This is a genomic window from Roseivirga sp. AWQ4_251, assembly GCF_056158225.1.
This window is the reverse complement of record NZ_JBSWSW010000002.1, coordinates 1255876-1270724: the sequence shown is the minus strand read 5'-3', so window position 1 is coordinate 1270724 and position 14849 is coordinate 1255876. Positions and strand designations below refer to the sequence as shown.

At 37.4% G+C, this 14849-nt stretch carries 15 protein-coding genes; 12 read left to right on the top strand and 3 right to left on the bottom strand.

What is annotated here, in order from left to right; all coding sequences use genetic code 11:
- Nucleotides 1–7: 7 nt before the first annotated feature.
- Together ACXACJ_RS19590 and ACXACJ_RS19585 are read right to left on the bottom strand one after the other, a co-directional pair.
- Nucleotides 8–730 (bottom strand): LytR/AlgR family response regulator transcription factor, encoded by a 723-nt coding sequence (locus tag ACXACJ_RS19590; protein ID WP_475136118.1) that lies wholly within the window; start codon nt 728–730, stop codon nt 8–10.
- 12 nt (nt 731–742) lie between these two features.
- Nucleotides 743–1888: a sensor histidine kinase gene (locus ACXACJ_RS19585; RefSeq protein ID WP_475136117.1), complete on the bottom strand. Its 1146-nt coding sequence runs from the start codon at nt 1886–1888 to the stop codon at nt 743–745.
- A 320-nt stretch (nt 1889–2208) separates the two neighbouring features.
- Here ACXACJ_RS19585 and ACXACJ_RS19580 point away from each other — a divergent pair, with 320 nt between their 5' ends.
- Complete coding sequence (locus ACXACJ_RS19580) at nt 2209–3657, top strand: SUMF1/EgtB/PvdO family nonheme iron enzyme (protein WP_475136116.1); 1449 nt, start codon at nt 2209–2211, stop codon at nt 3655–3657.
- 68 nt (nt 3658–3725) lie between these two features.
- Here the strand turns inward: ACXACJ_RS19580 and ACXACJ_RS19575 are convergent, their stop codons facing one another.
- The gene (locus ACXACJ_RS19575; RefSeq protein ID WP_475136115.1) at nt 3726–4424 is read right to left on the bottom strand and encodes a ComF family protein; all 699 of its coding nucleotides are present in this window, start codon (nt 4422–4424) and stop codon (nt 3726–3728) included.
- 38 nt (nt 4425–4462) lie between these two features.
- Between ACXACJ_RS19575 and ACXACJ_RS19570 the strand changes: the two genes are divergently transcribed.
- The 11 genes from ACXACJ_RS19570 (at nt 4463) to ACXACJ_RS19520 (ending at nt 14718) form a co-directional block, all read left to right on the top strand.
- Nucleotides 4463–4807: a carboxymuconolactone decarboxylase family protein gene (locus tag ACXACJ_RS19570; protein WP_475136114.1), complete on the top strand. Its 345-nt coding sequence runs from the start codon at nt 4463–4465 to the stop codon at nt 4805–4807.
- Entirely contained in the window at nt 4800–5159 is a 360-nt protein-coding gene (locus tag ACXACJ_RS19565; protein ID WP_475136113.1) for a hypothetical protein, read from the top strand. Before ACXACJ_RS19570 ends, ACXACJ_RS19565 begins: the two co-directional genes overlap by 8 nt.
- Nucleotides 5156–5917, top strand: coding sequence for an exodeoxyribonuclease III (locus ACXACJ_RS19560; protein WP_475136112.1), 762 nt, complete (start codon nt 5156–5158; stop codon nt 5915–5917). Before ACXACJ_RS19565 ends, ACXACJ_RS19560 begins: the two co-directional genes overlap by 4 nt.
- A 90-nt stretch (nt 5918–6007) precedes the next feature.
- Nucleotides 6008–9400, top strand: coding sequence for a DUF4175 family protein (locus ACXACJ_RS19555; RefSeq protein WP_475136111.1), 3393 nt, complete (start codon nt 6008–6010; stop codon nt 9398–9400).
- A gap of 9 nt (nt 9401–9409) precedes the next feature.
- Nucleotides 9410–9811: an ATP-binding protein gene (locus ACXACJ_RS19550; RefSeq protein ID WP_475136110.1), complete on the top strand. Its 402-nt coding sequence runs from the start codon at nt 9410–9412 to the stop codon at nt 9809–9811.
- Nucleotides 9811–10245 carry an rRNA maturation RNase YbeY gene (ybeY, locus tag ACXACJ_RS19545; protein WP_475136109.1) on the top strand — a complete coding sequence of 145 codons (435 nt, stop codon included), beginning with the start codon at nt 9811–9813 and terminating at the stop codon, nt 10243–10245. The genes ACXACJ_RS19550 and ybeY overlap by 1 nt, the downstream gene beginning before the upstream one ends.
- Before the next feature lie 90 nt (nt 10246–10335).
- On the top strand, nt 10336–12201 hold the full coding sequence (gene mnmG, locus ACXACJ_RS19540; protein ID WP_475136108.1) for a tRNA uridine-5-carboxymethylaminomethyl(34) synthesis enzyme MnmG: 1866 nt from the start codon (nt 10336–10338) through the stop codon (nt 12199–12201).
- A 1-nt stretch (nt 12202) separates the two neighbouring features.
- The gene (locus ACXACJ_RS19535) at nt 12203–12913 is read left to right on the top strand and encodes a class I SAM-dependent methyltransferase (RefSeq protein WP_475136107.1); all 711 of its coding nucleotides are present in this window, start codon (nt 12203–12205) and stop codon (nt 12911–12913) included.
- Between the two features lie 13 nt (nt 12914–12926).
- Nucleotides 12927–13085, top strand: a complete 159-nt coding sequence (locus ACXACJ_RS19530) for a hypothetical protein (protein WP_475136106.1) — start codon at nt 12927–12929, stop codon at nt 13083–13085.
- Entirely contained in the window at nt 13086–13850 is a 765-nt protein-coding gene (locus tag ACXACJ_RS19525) for an Ig-like domain-containing protein (RefSeq protein ID WP_475136105.1), read from the top strand.
- Between the two features lies 1 nt (nt 13851).
- A complete protein-coding gene (locus tag ACXACJ_RS19520) occupies nt 13852–14718 on the top strand; it encodes a hypothetical protein (RefSeq protein WP_475136104.1) in 867 nt (288 codons plus the stop codon).
- Nucleotides 14719–14849 lie beyond the last annotated feature (131 nt).

Below are 14849 nucleotides of genomic sequence, written 5' to 3'. Positions count from 1 at the left end.
AAGTTTTTTAGAAGCTCATCAAATCTTTGAACTTCAAGGTTTGGCGTCTTGAAACATCGATTTCCTCTCCGCCTTTCATATAGATTCTTAAACTACCACTGAACCAAGGCTCAATGCGCTCAATCCATTTTAGGTTGATGATCTGTTGGCGATTGGCTCTGAAAAATGTTTTATCGTCCAAACGAGATTCCAGATAGTTCAAGGTTCTGGTAATCATAGGTTTAGAAGTATCAAAATACACTGTGGTATAGTTTCCGCTAACTTCGAAAAGGCGAATATCGGCCAACTGAACAAACCAGCACTTCTCGCCATCTTTCACAAAAACCTGATCGTGTATGGTTAGTTTTCCTTCGCCATTTTCCTGATCCTTTTCCTTCTTCTCTACCTTTTCAATCACTTTAGAAATGGCTCCCGCTAAACGGTCTTTCTGAACAGGCTTTACCAAATAATCAAGTGCATTGTATTCAAAAGCCTTAAGGGCATATTCATCGTAAGCAGTAGAAAAAATCACTTCTGGCACTGATTCCAGTTCTTCCAATAAATCGAAACCCGTTTTGCCAGGCATTTGAATGTCGAGAAATATCAAATCAGGTTTTAATTCCGAAACCTTTTCAATGGCTTCATCAACTGTTGCCGCTTCACCAACAACCTGAACATTATCAAATTCTTTCAAAAGCCTTTTCAATTCATTTCTGGCTAACCGCGAATCGTCAACTACAAGGGTTTTCATATAGGTGTTGTTTTAATGTGGATACAAAGGAATTCGAACCGTGGCACATACCATGGTTTCGTTTAAATTTTCAACGCTCAATGAAGCATTATCTCCATACAAAAGCCTCAGGCGTTCACGGGCATTAGTTATACCAATACCTCTTCTTTTTGAGCCATTTACAATTTTTAACTGGCCCGTATTTTTTACAAAAACACTCAAAGCCTCAGAGCTTCTTTTTGATTCAACAATAATTTCTCCGCCATTGGGCAGATTATTAATGCTGTGTTTTATGGCATTTTCAACCAAAGTTTGAACAATCATTGGCGGCAATTGTAATTCGTGAGTTGCGGGATCAATATTAAAACTGTAACGCAATCGCTGTTCAAGTTGAATTGACTCTAAATTGAGGTAATCTTGCACTACTTCAATTTCCTTTTCTAAAGTTACCTTTTCGTATTCATCGAACTGAATAGAATAACGAAGCAAATCGGAAAGGTGGGTAATTGAATCTCGAGCCTTTTCAGAATCTTCAATAACCAAAGACCTAATATTGTTTAAGCTATTAAAAATGAAATGCGGATTGATTTGAGATTTTAAAGCACTTAGTTCAGCATCTTTAACAGAAGCCTGAAGTTTCCATTTTTCGATTTCAACCTCTCTGTTTTTCTGCAAATACTGGTAAGCAAAGTAGATAGAAGACCAGCAAAGAAAATACACTGCGTAACTTCCTACAAAACTGATAATCAATAAGATAATTGCACTAGGACTAAACATTTGGCGGTTAGCCTGACGCAATTTTTCCATGGTGGCCTCATCAATTCCTTCTAGGGTAGAAATGCCCGTGAATTTATCTACCAAATCAGGTTGAAGCTGGGCGATTAATATAAAAGAACCAATGGCCGCCAAAAAAGCAAAAAGAGTAAGAAAGAAACCTTGTAAAATACTGGAAAAGAATACTTTAGGAATCAGATTGACAATTTTCAAGTCTTTCCATCTTTTCTTCTTTACATAAAGCCTGTATAAATGGCTGATCAAAACCGCAAAGAGAACGCTGGCCAAAGTAGATAAAAGCGAAATCCAAAAAGGAAATACAAACCCAATAGCCAGAAAACTGGTAAAATGAAGGCCTCCCCAACCACCAAACTGCAGCAACCAATAGAGCTGATTCTTCTTCATATTTTTAAAACAAAAACAATTTAGGATTGAAAACTGTGGATATTGATTGAGTGGTTTATAAAACGGATTAACAATCTATTTTTTGAGCCCATGTTTGCGCAAATGCTTGAGTTTTAGATTAAGTTAAGATTAAAAATGTAATCATTCGACCTAGCAATTATATGAAGTATGAATCATTTTGATGGAATATTGTAAAATATGTCGAATAGAGAATCGTTTTCGCTTAACAATGTGCAAGTTGCAATTTTGTTAAACAAGAGGGATAAGTGTATATTAGCCTCCTTAATTCACCTAAAACGAATTGATTTAATAACGCTGACATGAAAAACATAGCTGGGTTTTTGAAGGTATCAGTATTTATTTTGCTGTCTACCTCAGTTTTGTCTTCCTGCTTTCTATTTAAAAACAAAGGTGCGGGAGTAAGTGCCACCACGGGGATGGCCTACGGTGACTCAAAAGATACATTGAGTTTCGCCCCTTACGACACTAAAAATCTACCAAATCCTCCGGGAATGGTATTCGTTCAAGGTGGTAGAACTGTGCTAGGTTCTTTCGAGCAAGATTTATTTGGTGCCAGAGATAACATTGAGCGCACCGTAACGGTAAATTCATTCTACATGGATGAAACCGAAATCACCAACAAGGATTGGAAAGAATATGTGTATTTCCAGTTCAATCCGATGGTGGAAAACATTGGCAGAGATTTAGAAATTACTGACGATGCCAATAATGCATTCGTTCCGGCTACTACTTCTCACAATGGCCAAGAGTTGAAAGCTCTTATTCCTAATGACAGCGTTTGGTCAAGCGATTTCTCTTTCAACGATGTTTATAGCGAAAACTACTACAGCAACCCAGGCTATAACAACTACCCAGTTGTGGGCGTAACTTGGAGACAAGTAGTAGACTATGCAAAATGGAGAACCGATGCGGTAAACTACGGAATCATCAACAGTATTGAGTTTGATGAACTTCCTGATGAGTACAAATTGGAATTCTTCAATACAGACGGAACACTTCAAGCCGTTGGTTCTGGCGATGCGGGTTCTGGTTCTCAGATTTCTTTGCAAGAACTTGACGACCTTCAGCAAGATCAGATTGCTTACATCAATGGCAACAAAAAAATGTTCATTGAAAGAGGTTTGTATCTACCTGAATTCAGATTACCAAACGAGGCTGAGTGGGAATATGCTGCAAAAGCTACCGTTGGAACTCAATATTTAGATGAGAATGAAGAATACGGAAGAATCTATCCATGGGATGGCCGTGGTGTAAGAAATCCATATGGAAAATACAGAGGTGATTTCTTGGCCAACTTTAAAAGAGGTAGAGGTGACTACGCTGGTATTGCAGGTACTGTAAATAACGATGGTGATGTAACACCAAGAGAAGTTGGAGGGTTTGAGCCTAACGATTTCGGTTTATATAACATGGCTGGTAACGTAAGTGAGTGGGTTAATGATACCTACAGACCATTATCATTCCAAGATTTTGACGATTTGAACCCTGTTAGAAAAGATGGAACTGGTGATCCTGAGCAACTTTATGGTTGGGATGGTGACAGAAGCGATTTAAGATCTTTGATCAACGACAGAGCCAAAGTTTACAAAGGTGGTTCTTGGAAAGACGTTGCTTATTGGATGTCTCCAGGTACCAGAAGATTCTTAGATCAAGATAAGGCTACCAATACCATTGGTTTTAGATGTGCAATGATCTCTATCGGATTTGAAAACGGCCAACAAAAAGGCGGTTTGTTCGGAGGCAAATAAGTAATCAGAGCTTAAAAATATTGAGCCGTTCCACGTGGAGCGGCTTTTTTTATGAGCTTTAGTTTCTATTAAGTCGCGGCAATTACCGCAAAACTTAAAGATTTTGGTTTAGCTGACCATATTTTCTCCCCGCAGCCGAGTAAGGTGGCTCCTGTAGTCAATACATCATCCACCAATAGTACTCTTTGATCAGTAATGGAATCTTCAGAACTCAATTCAAAGATCTGTGATACATTCTTCAACCTTTCAACTCTGCCCTTTCTGGTTTGTGTTTCGCTAGCTTTTATTCTTTTCAACGCCTTTGGAAGAACTGGAATTTTTAGCACTTCCGACAAGCCCTTAGCAAAGGCATCACTTTGATTATAGCCTCTTTTCCTTTCTTTACTTGGATGAAGCGGAACAGGCACAATAAGATCAAAACTATCCTTATAGCCAGACAGTAGGAGATCATGGCCGTACCATCTGCCCAGCATAATGCCAATTTCTTCTTTATGATTGTATTTCAACTCGTGAAGCAAATGTTGAACGATGCCTTTCTTTTGAAAGTGGAGATAGGCTAATATAAAATCATAGTGAATAGAGCCTGCCAATTTCTGCTCTATGTGCAGTACTTCAATTGTGTGATTCTTTGTTTTAGGCAAGTTATACTGACAAGAAAGACACAAATAGTGGATTCCTTTAGGAAGTACTTCTTGACAACTTACACAAGCATTTGGGAAGAAAAGCGACACAAAATCATCGAAGATTGAACCTATTCTGCTCTGCATTCGATATTGAAGGGTATATTTGACGAAATTAAAAGGTAATGAGTATTGTAGAGGAATTTAATGATTATCGTGCTAAAATGAACGATAAAATACTAAATGAGAATAATTTAGTACTAAAAAGACTTTTCAACTTAGACACAAACACTTACGCGGAAGGAGCAGTTAGCACCAAAGTAAAAGAAATGATAGGCCTTTCGAGCTCTATGGTTTTGCGTTGCGATGATTGTATCAAATATCATTTAGGTAAATGCCATGAACAAGGAGTTACTACAGAAGAGCTTTTTGAGGTTTTTGCGATCGCCAATATTGTAGGTGGAACCATAGTAATTCCACATTTGAGAAGAGCTGTTGAATACTGGGAAGAGCTAAATAAAAATGTATAAAAAAGACTTAGAGCTTCAGGTTAACTGGGTTAAGCTTTTAAATAAGCTTGAAAAGATGGTTGGTAAACGGCCGAAAGACCTGAATGGAGTTCTTTTTTTAATTGGTGTTCAAGAGCTTGGCAACGGCCGCCAAAATTTCAGCAAAGAAGAAAAACAAGACTTAATGCACATTGCCATTTGCAAGGTTTTAAGTCTTTCCGGTTTTTATGAATTAGAGGGAGTAGATGCGGACGGTTGGCCACATTGGAAAACCGCTCAGGCATTACCTCATTTCGACTTGATGGATCAGGAAAAGCTGTTAAAAATGCACGTGATTGAATACTTTGAAAAGGAAATGGAAATAGAATTATGAAAATCATCAGCTATAACGTTAACGGCATTCGGGCGGCTTTGAAAAAGGGATTTTTGGAATGGCTCGAATCTGAAAACCCAGATATTCTTTGTTTACAAGAACTCAAAGCACTTCCTGAACAGGTAGATTTAACACCTTTCGAAAATCTGGGATATCATATTTACTGGGAACCCGCTGAAAAGAAAGGTTATAGTGGTGTAGCGATTTTCACTAAAACCAAACCGCTCCACGTGGAACACGGCTGTGGAAATTCATTATACGATATAGAAGGGCGCGTAATCAGAGCTGATTTTGAAGATTTCTCGGTAATGAGTGTTTACATGCCTAGCGGAACCAGCGGAGACATTCGTCAAGATTTCAAATACGTTTGGTTAGATTTCTTTTTAGAATATGTTTCAGAGCTGCGTAAAACGAATCCGAATTTGATCATAAGCGGAGATTATAACATTGCTCATAAGGAAATCGATATTCATAATCCAGTATCGAATAAAAACTCATCTGGGTTTTTACCAGCAGAAAGAGATTGGCTTACAAAATATGTAGATTCAGGCTTTGTTGACGCATTTAGAGTGTTCAACGATCAACCGCATCAATATTCATGGTGGAGTTACAGAGCGAATTCAAGAGCTAATAATAAAGGTTGGAGAATAGACTACCAAATGGTAACTGAAGCCATGAAAGATCGATTACACCATGCTTCTATTCTTCCTGATGCGGTACATTCCGACCACTGTCCTATTCTGCTAGAAATTCGATGATTTAAATCGTATATTTCTCCTTTAGTCAATTGTTTTACAATCAAATACGTCCCGTTCACGTATTAATGTTAACATGTATAAAGTGACAATATGGGATCTAACCAGGCACTAAAGGATCAGCTTCAGGCTTATAAAAAGAAATATTATACAAACCAACTCATAAAGGGAAGTCTGATATTCAGTGCTTTCCTTTTTTCACTCTTTATTCTTGTCAATGCTTTTGAGTTTTCACTTCGCCTTAATGGCGGAACTCGAGCTCTGATTTTTTACGGTTTTCTATTCTCCATTACGGCTGGCTTTCTCTGGTTTATCGGCAAAAATCTACTCCTTCTAAAAAACGCAAATAAGAATTTATCAAACGAAGAAGCTGCATATCAAATTGGAAATTTCTTCCCTGAAATATCTGATAAACTTCTGAATATCATTCAATTAGAAAAGTTAAGTAACAATCAGAGCGAACTGTTACTGGCTAGTATTGAACAAAAAAGCAAAGATGTAAACCGCATATCTTTTGTAAATGCAGTAGACTACAGCGGCAATAAAAAATATCTCCGCTACGCACTTGGCCCAATCGCCATAATTGTTGTTGTGCTCATTTTTGTACCAAGCTTTATAACCGAAAGCTCTACTCGAATTATCAATTACAACACTGAATTTATTCCTGAAGCTCCATTCAGTTTTGAGCTTAAAAATGATGACCTAAGAGGCTTTAAAGGAGAAAACTTCACCTTAAAGATTCACACCGAAGGTAATGCTGTTCCTCAGAATGTTTATTTATGGTCGAACGGAAGAAAGGTTAAAGCGAACAAAACCAGCCAAAGTGATTTTGAATACACCTTTAACCGCTTACAGAACAACACTCAATTTAAAATAGAAGCGGAAAGCGTAACCTCACCAGAATACGAAATCGAAGTAGTTACTCGTCCGATCCTCTCACTTTTTAACTTAGAACTGGAGTATCCGGCTTATTTAAAGAGAGAAAATGAAAGTGTACAAAACTCGGGAAACACCAGCATACCCGAAGGAACAAAGGTTAAATGGCAATTCAATACTGAAAATGCAGATGCCGTTCAATTCAACTTTCAGGATTTAGGCCTTAAGGCCGATGCTCTGAAATTAGCTTCTCAAAAGTTTGAATTTGAGAAGTCCTTCAAGAATTCTACGAGATACTCGATTCAACTTAAAAATGAATTCAGCACAAATCGCGATTCGCTCAACTTTAGCATAGAAACTATAAAGGACAGATATCCAGAAATCACACTCGATCAATATCAAGATACGGTGCTCTTCAAATCTTTGGTATTAGGCGGAAACATTACTGACGATTATGGATTTTCCAACCTCTCTATTCATTATAAATACAACAACGAAAGTGATTTTTCTCAAACCAATTTAGAGTTCAACAAGGAGCTATCGAACCAAAGCTATTATAAAGTTTTTGCTCTAGATTCGAGCAAAATCAAGGCTGGGGCAGAATTTCAATACTTTATTCAAGTATCTGACAATGATGGAGTTAATGGTGTAAAATCAGTAAAAACAAGTACCTATTCTTTTAAAATTCCTTCGGCAGAAGAAATAGAAGAAGATATTGAAAGAACGGCTCAAAAAGTTCAGCAAGACATCGATAATACCTTAAAAGATGCACAAGAACTTAATCAAAAACTGGAAGAAGTTGATGAACGCCTGAAAACCAAAAAGGAAATGGATTGGCAGGATGAAAAACTGATGCAAGACATTATCCAACAGAAAGAAAAGCTAGCAGAGAAGCTCAAAGAACTTAAAAAGGAGAATCAGCTCAACAATATGAAAAAGGAGCAATTCTCGCCTCAAAGTGATGAAATTCAGGAGAAGATGAATCAGCTTCAAGAACTGATGAACGATATTTTGGATGACGAAACCAAAAAGCTTTATGACGAATTAAAGCAGCTGCTAGAAGAGAAATCTGATATTTCTGAATTCAGAGAGCAAATAGAAGAAATGAAGAATAAAGGTGGCGATCTGGAAAAAGAGATTGAAAGAACACTAGAGCTATTCAAAAAGCTTCAATTCGACATGAAACTTGAAGAAAACATCAAGGACTTAGAGAAAGAAATAGAGGATCAAGAGCAACTCTTACAAGACACTCAAAACCAAGAAAACAGCGCTGGCTCATTGAGCAATGAACAATCGAAGGAAAAACAAGATATAGAGAACCTTCAGAAGAAAATGGATGAGCTCAATGAATTGAATCAAGAGCGTAAAAATCCAGATGCTTTGCCGAATGATTTAAAAGAGCAATTTGAAGAGATTAAAGAGGAACAACAGAAAGCCCAAGAGGAACTCCAGAAAGAGTCTCAAGAACAGTCGGAAAACAGCACTTCTGAACAATCAGAAGAAAACAGTCAAGAAGAAAATAAAGAATCTGAACAGCAACAGTCACAAGAAAATCAACAAAATCAAAAGCGTTCCAAAGCCACAAAATCTCAGCAAAGAGCAGCTGAAAAAATGAAAGAAATGAAGCAAAGTCTTCAATCTATGCAGAGCAGTATGGAGATGGGACAAGTTCAAGAAAACCTAGAGTTTCTGAAAGAATTGGTTGATAATCTCGTAACACTCTCATTTAATCAAGAATCATTAATGGATGAGTTCAAAGAAATTAGAGAGAGCGACCCACGTGTTATTGAGCTTTCGCAAGAACAGTTGAAGTTAAAAGATGATTCTAAAATCATTCAAGACAGTTTGATTTCGCTTTCTCAACGCGTTTTCCAGATATCATCTTTCGTAATGAGAGAAGTGAGTGAAATGAATCGCCAGATGGATGGAGCATTGGATGCCTTAAAGGAGAAAAAAATCAGTCAGGCAGCGGGCAAGCAACAATTCACCATGACTTCCATTAACAATCTAGCTTTATTATTGGATGATGTTGTTCAGCAAATGCAGAATCAAATGTCCTCTGATATGTCTGGAAAGTCGAAAAACCAGAAGAATATGCCTCAACCTGGCGGACTGAGTGATCTTCAAAAACAGCTTAGTCAACAGATTTCAGACCTTAAAAAAAGCGGGAAATCAGGTCGTCAATTATCTGAGGAATTGGCCAAACTTGCGGCTGAACAACAGCGTTTAAGAAATGCATTAGAAAATTTTGAAACTGGTATAGAGGGAGATAATTTAGGAGAGAAAATCGATAAGTTGATTGATCAGATGGAAAAGAACGAAGAAGACCTGATCAATAAAAACTTAACCGATGAAACCGTAGAAAGGCAAAAGGAAATACTAACACGATTGTTAGAAGCAGAAAATGCAATTAATGAAAGAGGAGAAGATGATGAACGCAAAGGAGAAACAGCCTATGACTACGACATTTCCATTCCTGAATCGTTGAACGAATACCTTAAGGCAAAGGAAAAAGAGATTGAGTTACTCAAAACCATCCCTGCCAAATTGAATCCGTATTATAAAAAAGAGACCAACAAATACTTCAAACGCATTAAGCAGCAGAATTAATTTATCTCAATGAATACTATCAGCATTGAAATACCTTCTCTTGTAGAGAACATTAGAATTGTCGAAAGCTTTATCGACAATGCAAAAGAGAAGTACCAGCTAGACGATGATGTTTATGGAAACATTATGATTGCCGTAGTGGAATCTGTTAACAACGCCATTATCCATGGTAACCAACTCAGCAAGGATAAGCATGTAGAACTATCCATGCGCTTGGAAGAAAACTCTGTTACTTTCTCCATTAAGGATCAAGGCCCCGGCTTCGATGTAAACGATCTTCCAGATCCAACAGCTCCAGAAAATCTTACCAAAACAGGAGGTAGAGGTATTTTCCTAATGAGGCACCTAGCCGATGAAGTTTCTTTCAAAGAAGAAGGACAGCAAGTAGAATTAACTTTCTATTTAACCTAATGGAAGATCAACCCATTTACTTCTTTTCAGAAGAAATAGATTTCAGTCTTCCTTCTGAAGAAAACACTGTTAATTGGTTGTTATCCGTTGCAGACAATGAAAACCAAGACATTGACAGTATCAACTATATTTTCTGTTCTGATGAGTATTTGCTTCAAGTAAATTGCGAATACTTAGATCATGATTACTATACCGATATCATCACCTTCGATAATAGAGATTCACTTGAAGAAGCTATTGAATCCGATATTTTCGTTTCTATTGATAGGGTAGAAGAAAACGCAAAAGAACAGAATACCACCTTTCAAAATGAACTACATCGTGTTCTAGTTCATGGTCTTCTCCATCTAATCGGCTATAACGACAAGACCGATGAAGAACAATCTCAGATGAGAGAAAAAGAGAGTACTTATCTATCTTTGCTAAATAATTAAGATTTCAACTGTTCCACGTGAAACATTTATAGTGTTGAACTTCTCGTTCCACACCAGTGTTCCACGTGGAACATTCAAACTATACCATATATGTTCAGTCAGTATGATGTAATTGTAATTGGTGCTGGTCATGCAGGTTGTGAAGCCGCACATGCAGCAGCAACTATGGGTTCGAAGGTATTACTTGTTACCATGAACATGAATACCATTGCCCAAATGTCTTGCAATCCTGCAATGGGTGGAGTGGCCAAAGGTCAAATTGTAAGAGAGATAGATGCACTAGGAGGGATGTCAGGGATCATCACAGACAAATCCATGATACAATTCAGGATGCTGAACAAGTCTAAAGGTCCTGCGATGTGGAGTCCTCGTACTCAAAATGACCGTATGCGCTTTGCTGAAGAATGGAGATTAGCCTTAGAAGCGAATCCAAACGTAGATTTCTGGCAAGAAATGGCTAACGGTCTTATTGTAGAAAATGGTAAAGCTATGGGTATCACAACCCAACTTGGCTTAGAAATACGAGCTAAAGCAGTTGTGCTTACCAACGGAACATTTCTTAACGGACTTATTCATATTGGAGAGAAACAATTTGGTGGTGGAAGAACTGGAGAAAGAGCATCCACTGGAATTACTGAACAACTCGTTCAATTAGGTTTTGAAGCCGGCCGAATGAAAACAGGCACCCCTCCCAGAATCGATGGCCGCTCACTTGACTATTCCAAAATGGAAGAACAGAAAGGGGATGAAGTACCTGGTAAGTTCTCTTATTCCAACACAACCACTCCCTTAGACCAACAAAAAAGCTGCTTCATTACTTATACAAATCCTGAAGTTCACAAAATTCTAGAAACAGGATTTGATAGATCACCAATGTTCAATGGAAGAATTCAAGGCCTCGGGCCAAGATATTGCCCATCCATTGAAGATAAGATCAACAGATTTGCAGAGAGAAATAGGCATCAAATATTTGTAGAACCTGAAGGTTGGGATACTGTAGAAATCTACGTGAATGGATTCTCCACATCATTGCCAGAAGATGTTCAGTACAAAGCATTGCGCAGAATTCCAGGATTTGAGAATGCTAAAATGTTTCGTCCTGGTTATGCCATCGAATACGACTATTTTCCACCAACACAACTTTCTTCCACTTTAGAAACCAAATTGGTAGAAAACCTATTCTTTGCCGGCCAAATCAATGGAACTACAGGTTATGAAGAAGCTGCTTGCCAAGGTTTAATGGCAGGTATAAATGCTCATCTGAAATGTACGGAAAGTGATCCCTTCATTCTAACTCGGTCAGAAGCTTATATAGGAGTGCTCATTGATGACCTCATCAACAAAGGCACGGATGAACCTTATAGAATGTTTACCTCAAGGGCTGAGTATAGAATTCTATTAAGACAGGATAATGCTGATCTTCGACTTACAGAAAAAGGATATAAGATCAATTTGGCTTCAGAAGAACGCTATCGACAAACACAGGAAAAAAGAAAATCAGTCGCATTTCTTTTGAATGACATCAAGCAGAAAAAGGTAGATCCTGCTCAAGCTAATCCTGCTTTAGAAGCATTGGGCACAGCAGGAATTGCACACAGAACTGATTATGCCAAACTCATTAAAAGACCGCAAATCAATATTTTTGATCTTCCTTCTTTTCATGAAGACATGGCAAACTATCTTTCGAAGTATGAACCAGAAGTACTGGAACAGGTTGATATTCTGATCAAATACGAAGATTACATCGATAAGGAAGAAAAGCTCGCAGAAAAGATTAACAGCTTGGAAAATCTAACTATTGCCAAAGATTTCAACTTTGATGCGATAACCGCACTTTCCGCAGAAGCCAGAGAAAAGTTTAAACGTATTAAGCCACAAACCATAGGACAAGCCTCGCGAATTAGCGGAGTTTCTCCTGCAGATATTTCTGTGCTTATGGTTTATATGGGACGATAAAATGGAAGTACTTTCAAGTTGCCCTTTGTGTAACAGTAAAAATGTTACAGCTCATTTATCAGTACCTGATCATTTTCTTTCAAGAGAAAAATTTCAGTTGCAAAGATGTAATGACTGTACTCTTGTTTTCACCAACCCTAGACCAGCTGAGCATGAAATAGGAAAATACTATAAGTCGGAAGAGTACATTTCTCATTCAAATAAAGTGAACAGCTTAAGTGATGTACTTTACCGACTCGTTCGTTCCTACACATTAAAGGCGAAGTATCGATTACTCAAAAGCTATATTAAACAAGACCGAGTTAACCATTTAGACTACGGTTGTGGCACTGGACACTTCATTCAATACACATCCTCACAAGGATGGAACTCCATTGGTTATGAACCTGATGCAAATGCCAGAAAATCAGCTGGTAAATCAGTTAAAGAACTGATTTACAGTAATTTAAATAAAATATTTACCCATAAATTCGACATTATTTCCCTTTTCCATGTGTTAGAACATGTTCATGAACTTCAAACTATGTTGAGCAAGTTCACGGAGCATTTAAACTCAAATGGAATACTGGTTTTAGCTCTGCCTAATCATAAATCTTTCGATGCTCAATATTATAAAACTGAATGGGCAGGCTATGATGTGCCACGTCATCTATATCATTTCAATCAAACAAGTTTAGATTATCTCTGCCAATCAATATGGTCTGAAAATTGAGAGCACGCATCCTATGATTTTTGATTCGTTTTATGTGAGCATGCTTTCAGAAAAGTATAAGGAAAGCAATCTTCAATTTTTAAAAGGAATGTGGAAAGGACTTCAATCCAACCTTTCGGCTAAAAAAACAGGAGAATACAGTAGTTTAATTTATGTGTTAAGAAAAGTATAAATGCGGTCATCATATTCCTTACTCTTACTTTCTTTGATAGCATTATCATGTGCTAGAATTTCTTCACCACAAGGTGGCCCAAAAGATGAAACACCACCAACCTTATTGTCTTCAGTTCCGGAAGATGGCCAAATCCAATATCACGGAAATGCAGTACTCCTAGTTTTCGATGAACGAATCAAAACCAAAAGTATTGACAACGATTTGATCATCACACCATCCATTCCTGGTTCATTTAAAACCAAGATTAAAAAGAATACGATACTCTTAACTTTTGATAGTGCTTGGAGAGATAACACCACTTACACGCTAAACTTCGGTAGCACTATTCAAGATTTGAATGAAGGAAATATTCCACCCAATTTATACATCAGTTTTTCTACTGGAGAATATATAGATTCACTTTCTATCTCTGGTCAAATCAAAAATCTATACACTGGTAAAACAGTTGAAAAAGCATTGGTATCGTTGTATGCTGCAGACGATACTTTAGACATTACCACTGGTAAAGCATCATATTTTGCTAGAACAGACTCCGCTGGAAGATATACTTTCAGAAATCTACCCAATAATAAATTTCTGATTTACGGAGCTGTTGATAAAAACACCAATCAGAAAGCAGATACAGAATCTGAGCTTTACGGATTCTATCGCGATACTGTTGATTTGGTAGAAGATGTGACTGGTAAGGATTTTCTTCTTCAGAGATTAAACACCGATCCATTGAGCATAAAAACAGCAAGAACATTTTGCCAAGTATTTTGACGTGACTTTTAACAAAGCCATTACAGAATATGATGTTCAGGTTTTAGGAGACTCATTGATGTACCATAAACTACAGAATGACAAATTGAGGTTTTACAATATTCATCAGATTTATGAGGATACTGTTATGGTTAATTTATATGCCAATGATTCCATCAACTCGCAACTTCAAGATACCGTAAAACTGTATTTTAGATCTTCAGATTTAGAAGGTGAGAAATTCACTGCTACACTAAAACCAACTTCATCAGCTGCTACCAGCAACATTGATCTCAAAATCGAATTTAATAAGCCTGTACTCTATTTAAATACCGATAGTATTTCAGTTTTTAAAGACAGCCTCAATTCATTTACGCTTCCTGAAAACACCTTTCATATCAACAAGTCCAGAACTGAACTGGGCTGGAGTTTCAAAACATCGGACTATATCAAAGAAGGTGAAAAACTAAACATTGACTTTAAGAAGGGCACATTCATCAGTGTGGAACAAGATACACTGCCGCCTCTCCAGAAATCATATGTCAAAAATAGATCAGAAGATAGCGGACTCATTTTAGGTAGAATCAATACACAAGCGCCACATTACATCATTCAGCTTTTAAATGCTCAAGGAAAAGTGATTCAGGAAACCAGAGATGTAAGCTCATATTCATTCGAAAATCTAGATGCAGGTACTTATCAAGTCCGACTTATCATTGATAAAAACAACAATGGCCAACTCGATGTGGGTAATATATTACTAAGAGAAGCCCCAGAACCTGTCATCTTCTTCTACGATACCTTTAACAAAACCACAGAAATTGGGGTGAAGAAGAACTGGGAAGTATCAGATATCAATATAAATTACTTTGTTGAAAACGGTGGATAACTGTGAATAATTCTGAGGATTGGTTCATAGATATCCACGCTTATACACCATTCACAATCCACATCAGGCCAAATGTGGGTTAACTATTCAGTTTTCATAAAACTTTCAAACATTAATCCACACTCAAAAAA

What these genes read in the sequence shown, in the direction of transcription:
- ACXACJ_RS19590 (WP_475136118.1), bottom strand. Translation starts at nt 730, where the DNA reads ATGAAAACCCTTGTAGTTGACGATTCGCGGTTAGCCAGAAATGAATTG.
- ACXACJ_RS19585 (WP_475136117.1), bottom strand. Translation starts at nt 1,888, where the DNA reads ATGAAGAAGAATCAGCTCTATTGGTTGCTGCAGTTTGGTGGTTGGGGA.
- ACXACJ_RS19580 (WP_475136116.1), top strand. Translation starts at nt 2,209, where the DNA reads ATGAAAAACATAGCTGGGTTTTTGAAGGTATCAGTATTTATTTTGCTG.
- ACXACJ_RS19575 (WP_475136115.1), bottom strand. Translation starts at nt 4,424, where the DNA reads ATGCAGAGCAGAATAGGTTCAATCTTCGATGATTTTGTGTCGCTTTTC.
- ACXACJ_RS19570 (WP_475136114.1), top strand. Translation starts at nt 4,463, where the DNA reads ATGAGTATTGTAGAGGAATTTAATGATTATCGTGCTAAAATGAACGAT.
- ACXACJ_RS19565 (WP_475136113.1), top strand. Translation starts at nt 4,800, where the DNA reads ATGTATAAAAAAGACTTAGAGCTTCAGGTTAACTGGGTTAAGCTTTTA.
- ACXACJ_RS19560 (WP_475136112.1), top strand. Translation starts at nt 5,156, where the DNA reads ATGAAAATCATCAGCTATAACGTTAACGGCATTCGGGCGGCTTTGAAA.
- ACXACJ_RS19555 (WP_475136111.1), top strand. Translation starts at nt 6,008, where the DNA reads ATGGGATCTAACCAGGCACTAAAGGATCAGCTTCAGGCTTATAAAAAG.
- ACXACJ_RS19550 (WP_475136110.1), top strand. Translation starts at nt 9,410, where the DNA reads ATGAATACTATCAGCATTGAAATACCTTCTCTTGTAGAGAACATTAGA.
- ybeY (WP_475136109.1), top strand. Translation starts at nt 9,811, where the DNA reads ATGGAAGATCAACCCATTTACTTCTTTTCAGAAGAAATAGATTTCAGT.
- mnmG (WP_475136108.1), top strand. Translation starts at nt 10,336, where the DNA reads ATGTTCAGTCAGTATGATGTAATTGTAATTGGTGCTGGTCATGCAGGT.
- ACXACJ_RS19535 (WP_475136107.1), top strand. Translation starts at nt 12,203, where the DNA reads ATGGAAGTACTTTCAAGTTGCCCTTTGTGTAACAGTAAAAATGTTACA.
- ACXACJ_RS19530 (WP_475136106.1), top strand. Translation starts at nt 12,927, where the DNA reads ATGATTTTTGATTCGTTTTATGTGAGCATGCTTTCAGAAAAGTATAAG.
- ACXACJ_RS19525 (WP_475136105.1), top strand. Translation starts at nt 13,086, where the DNA reads ATGCGGTCATCATATTCCTTACTCTTACTTTCTTTGATAGCATTATCA.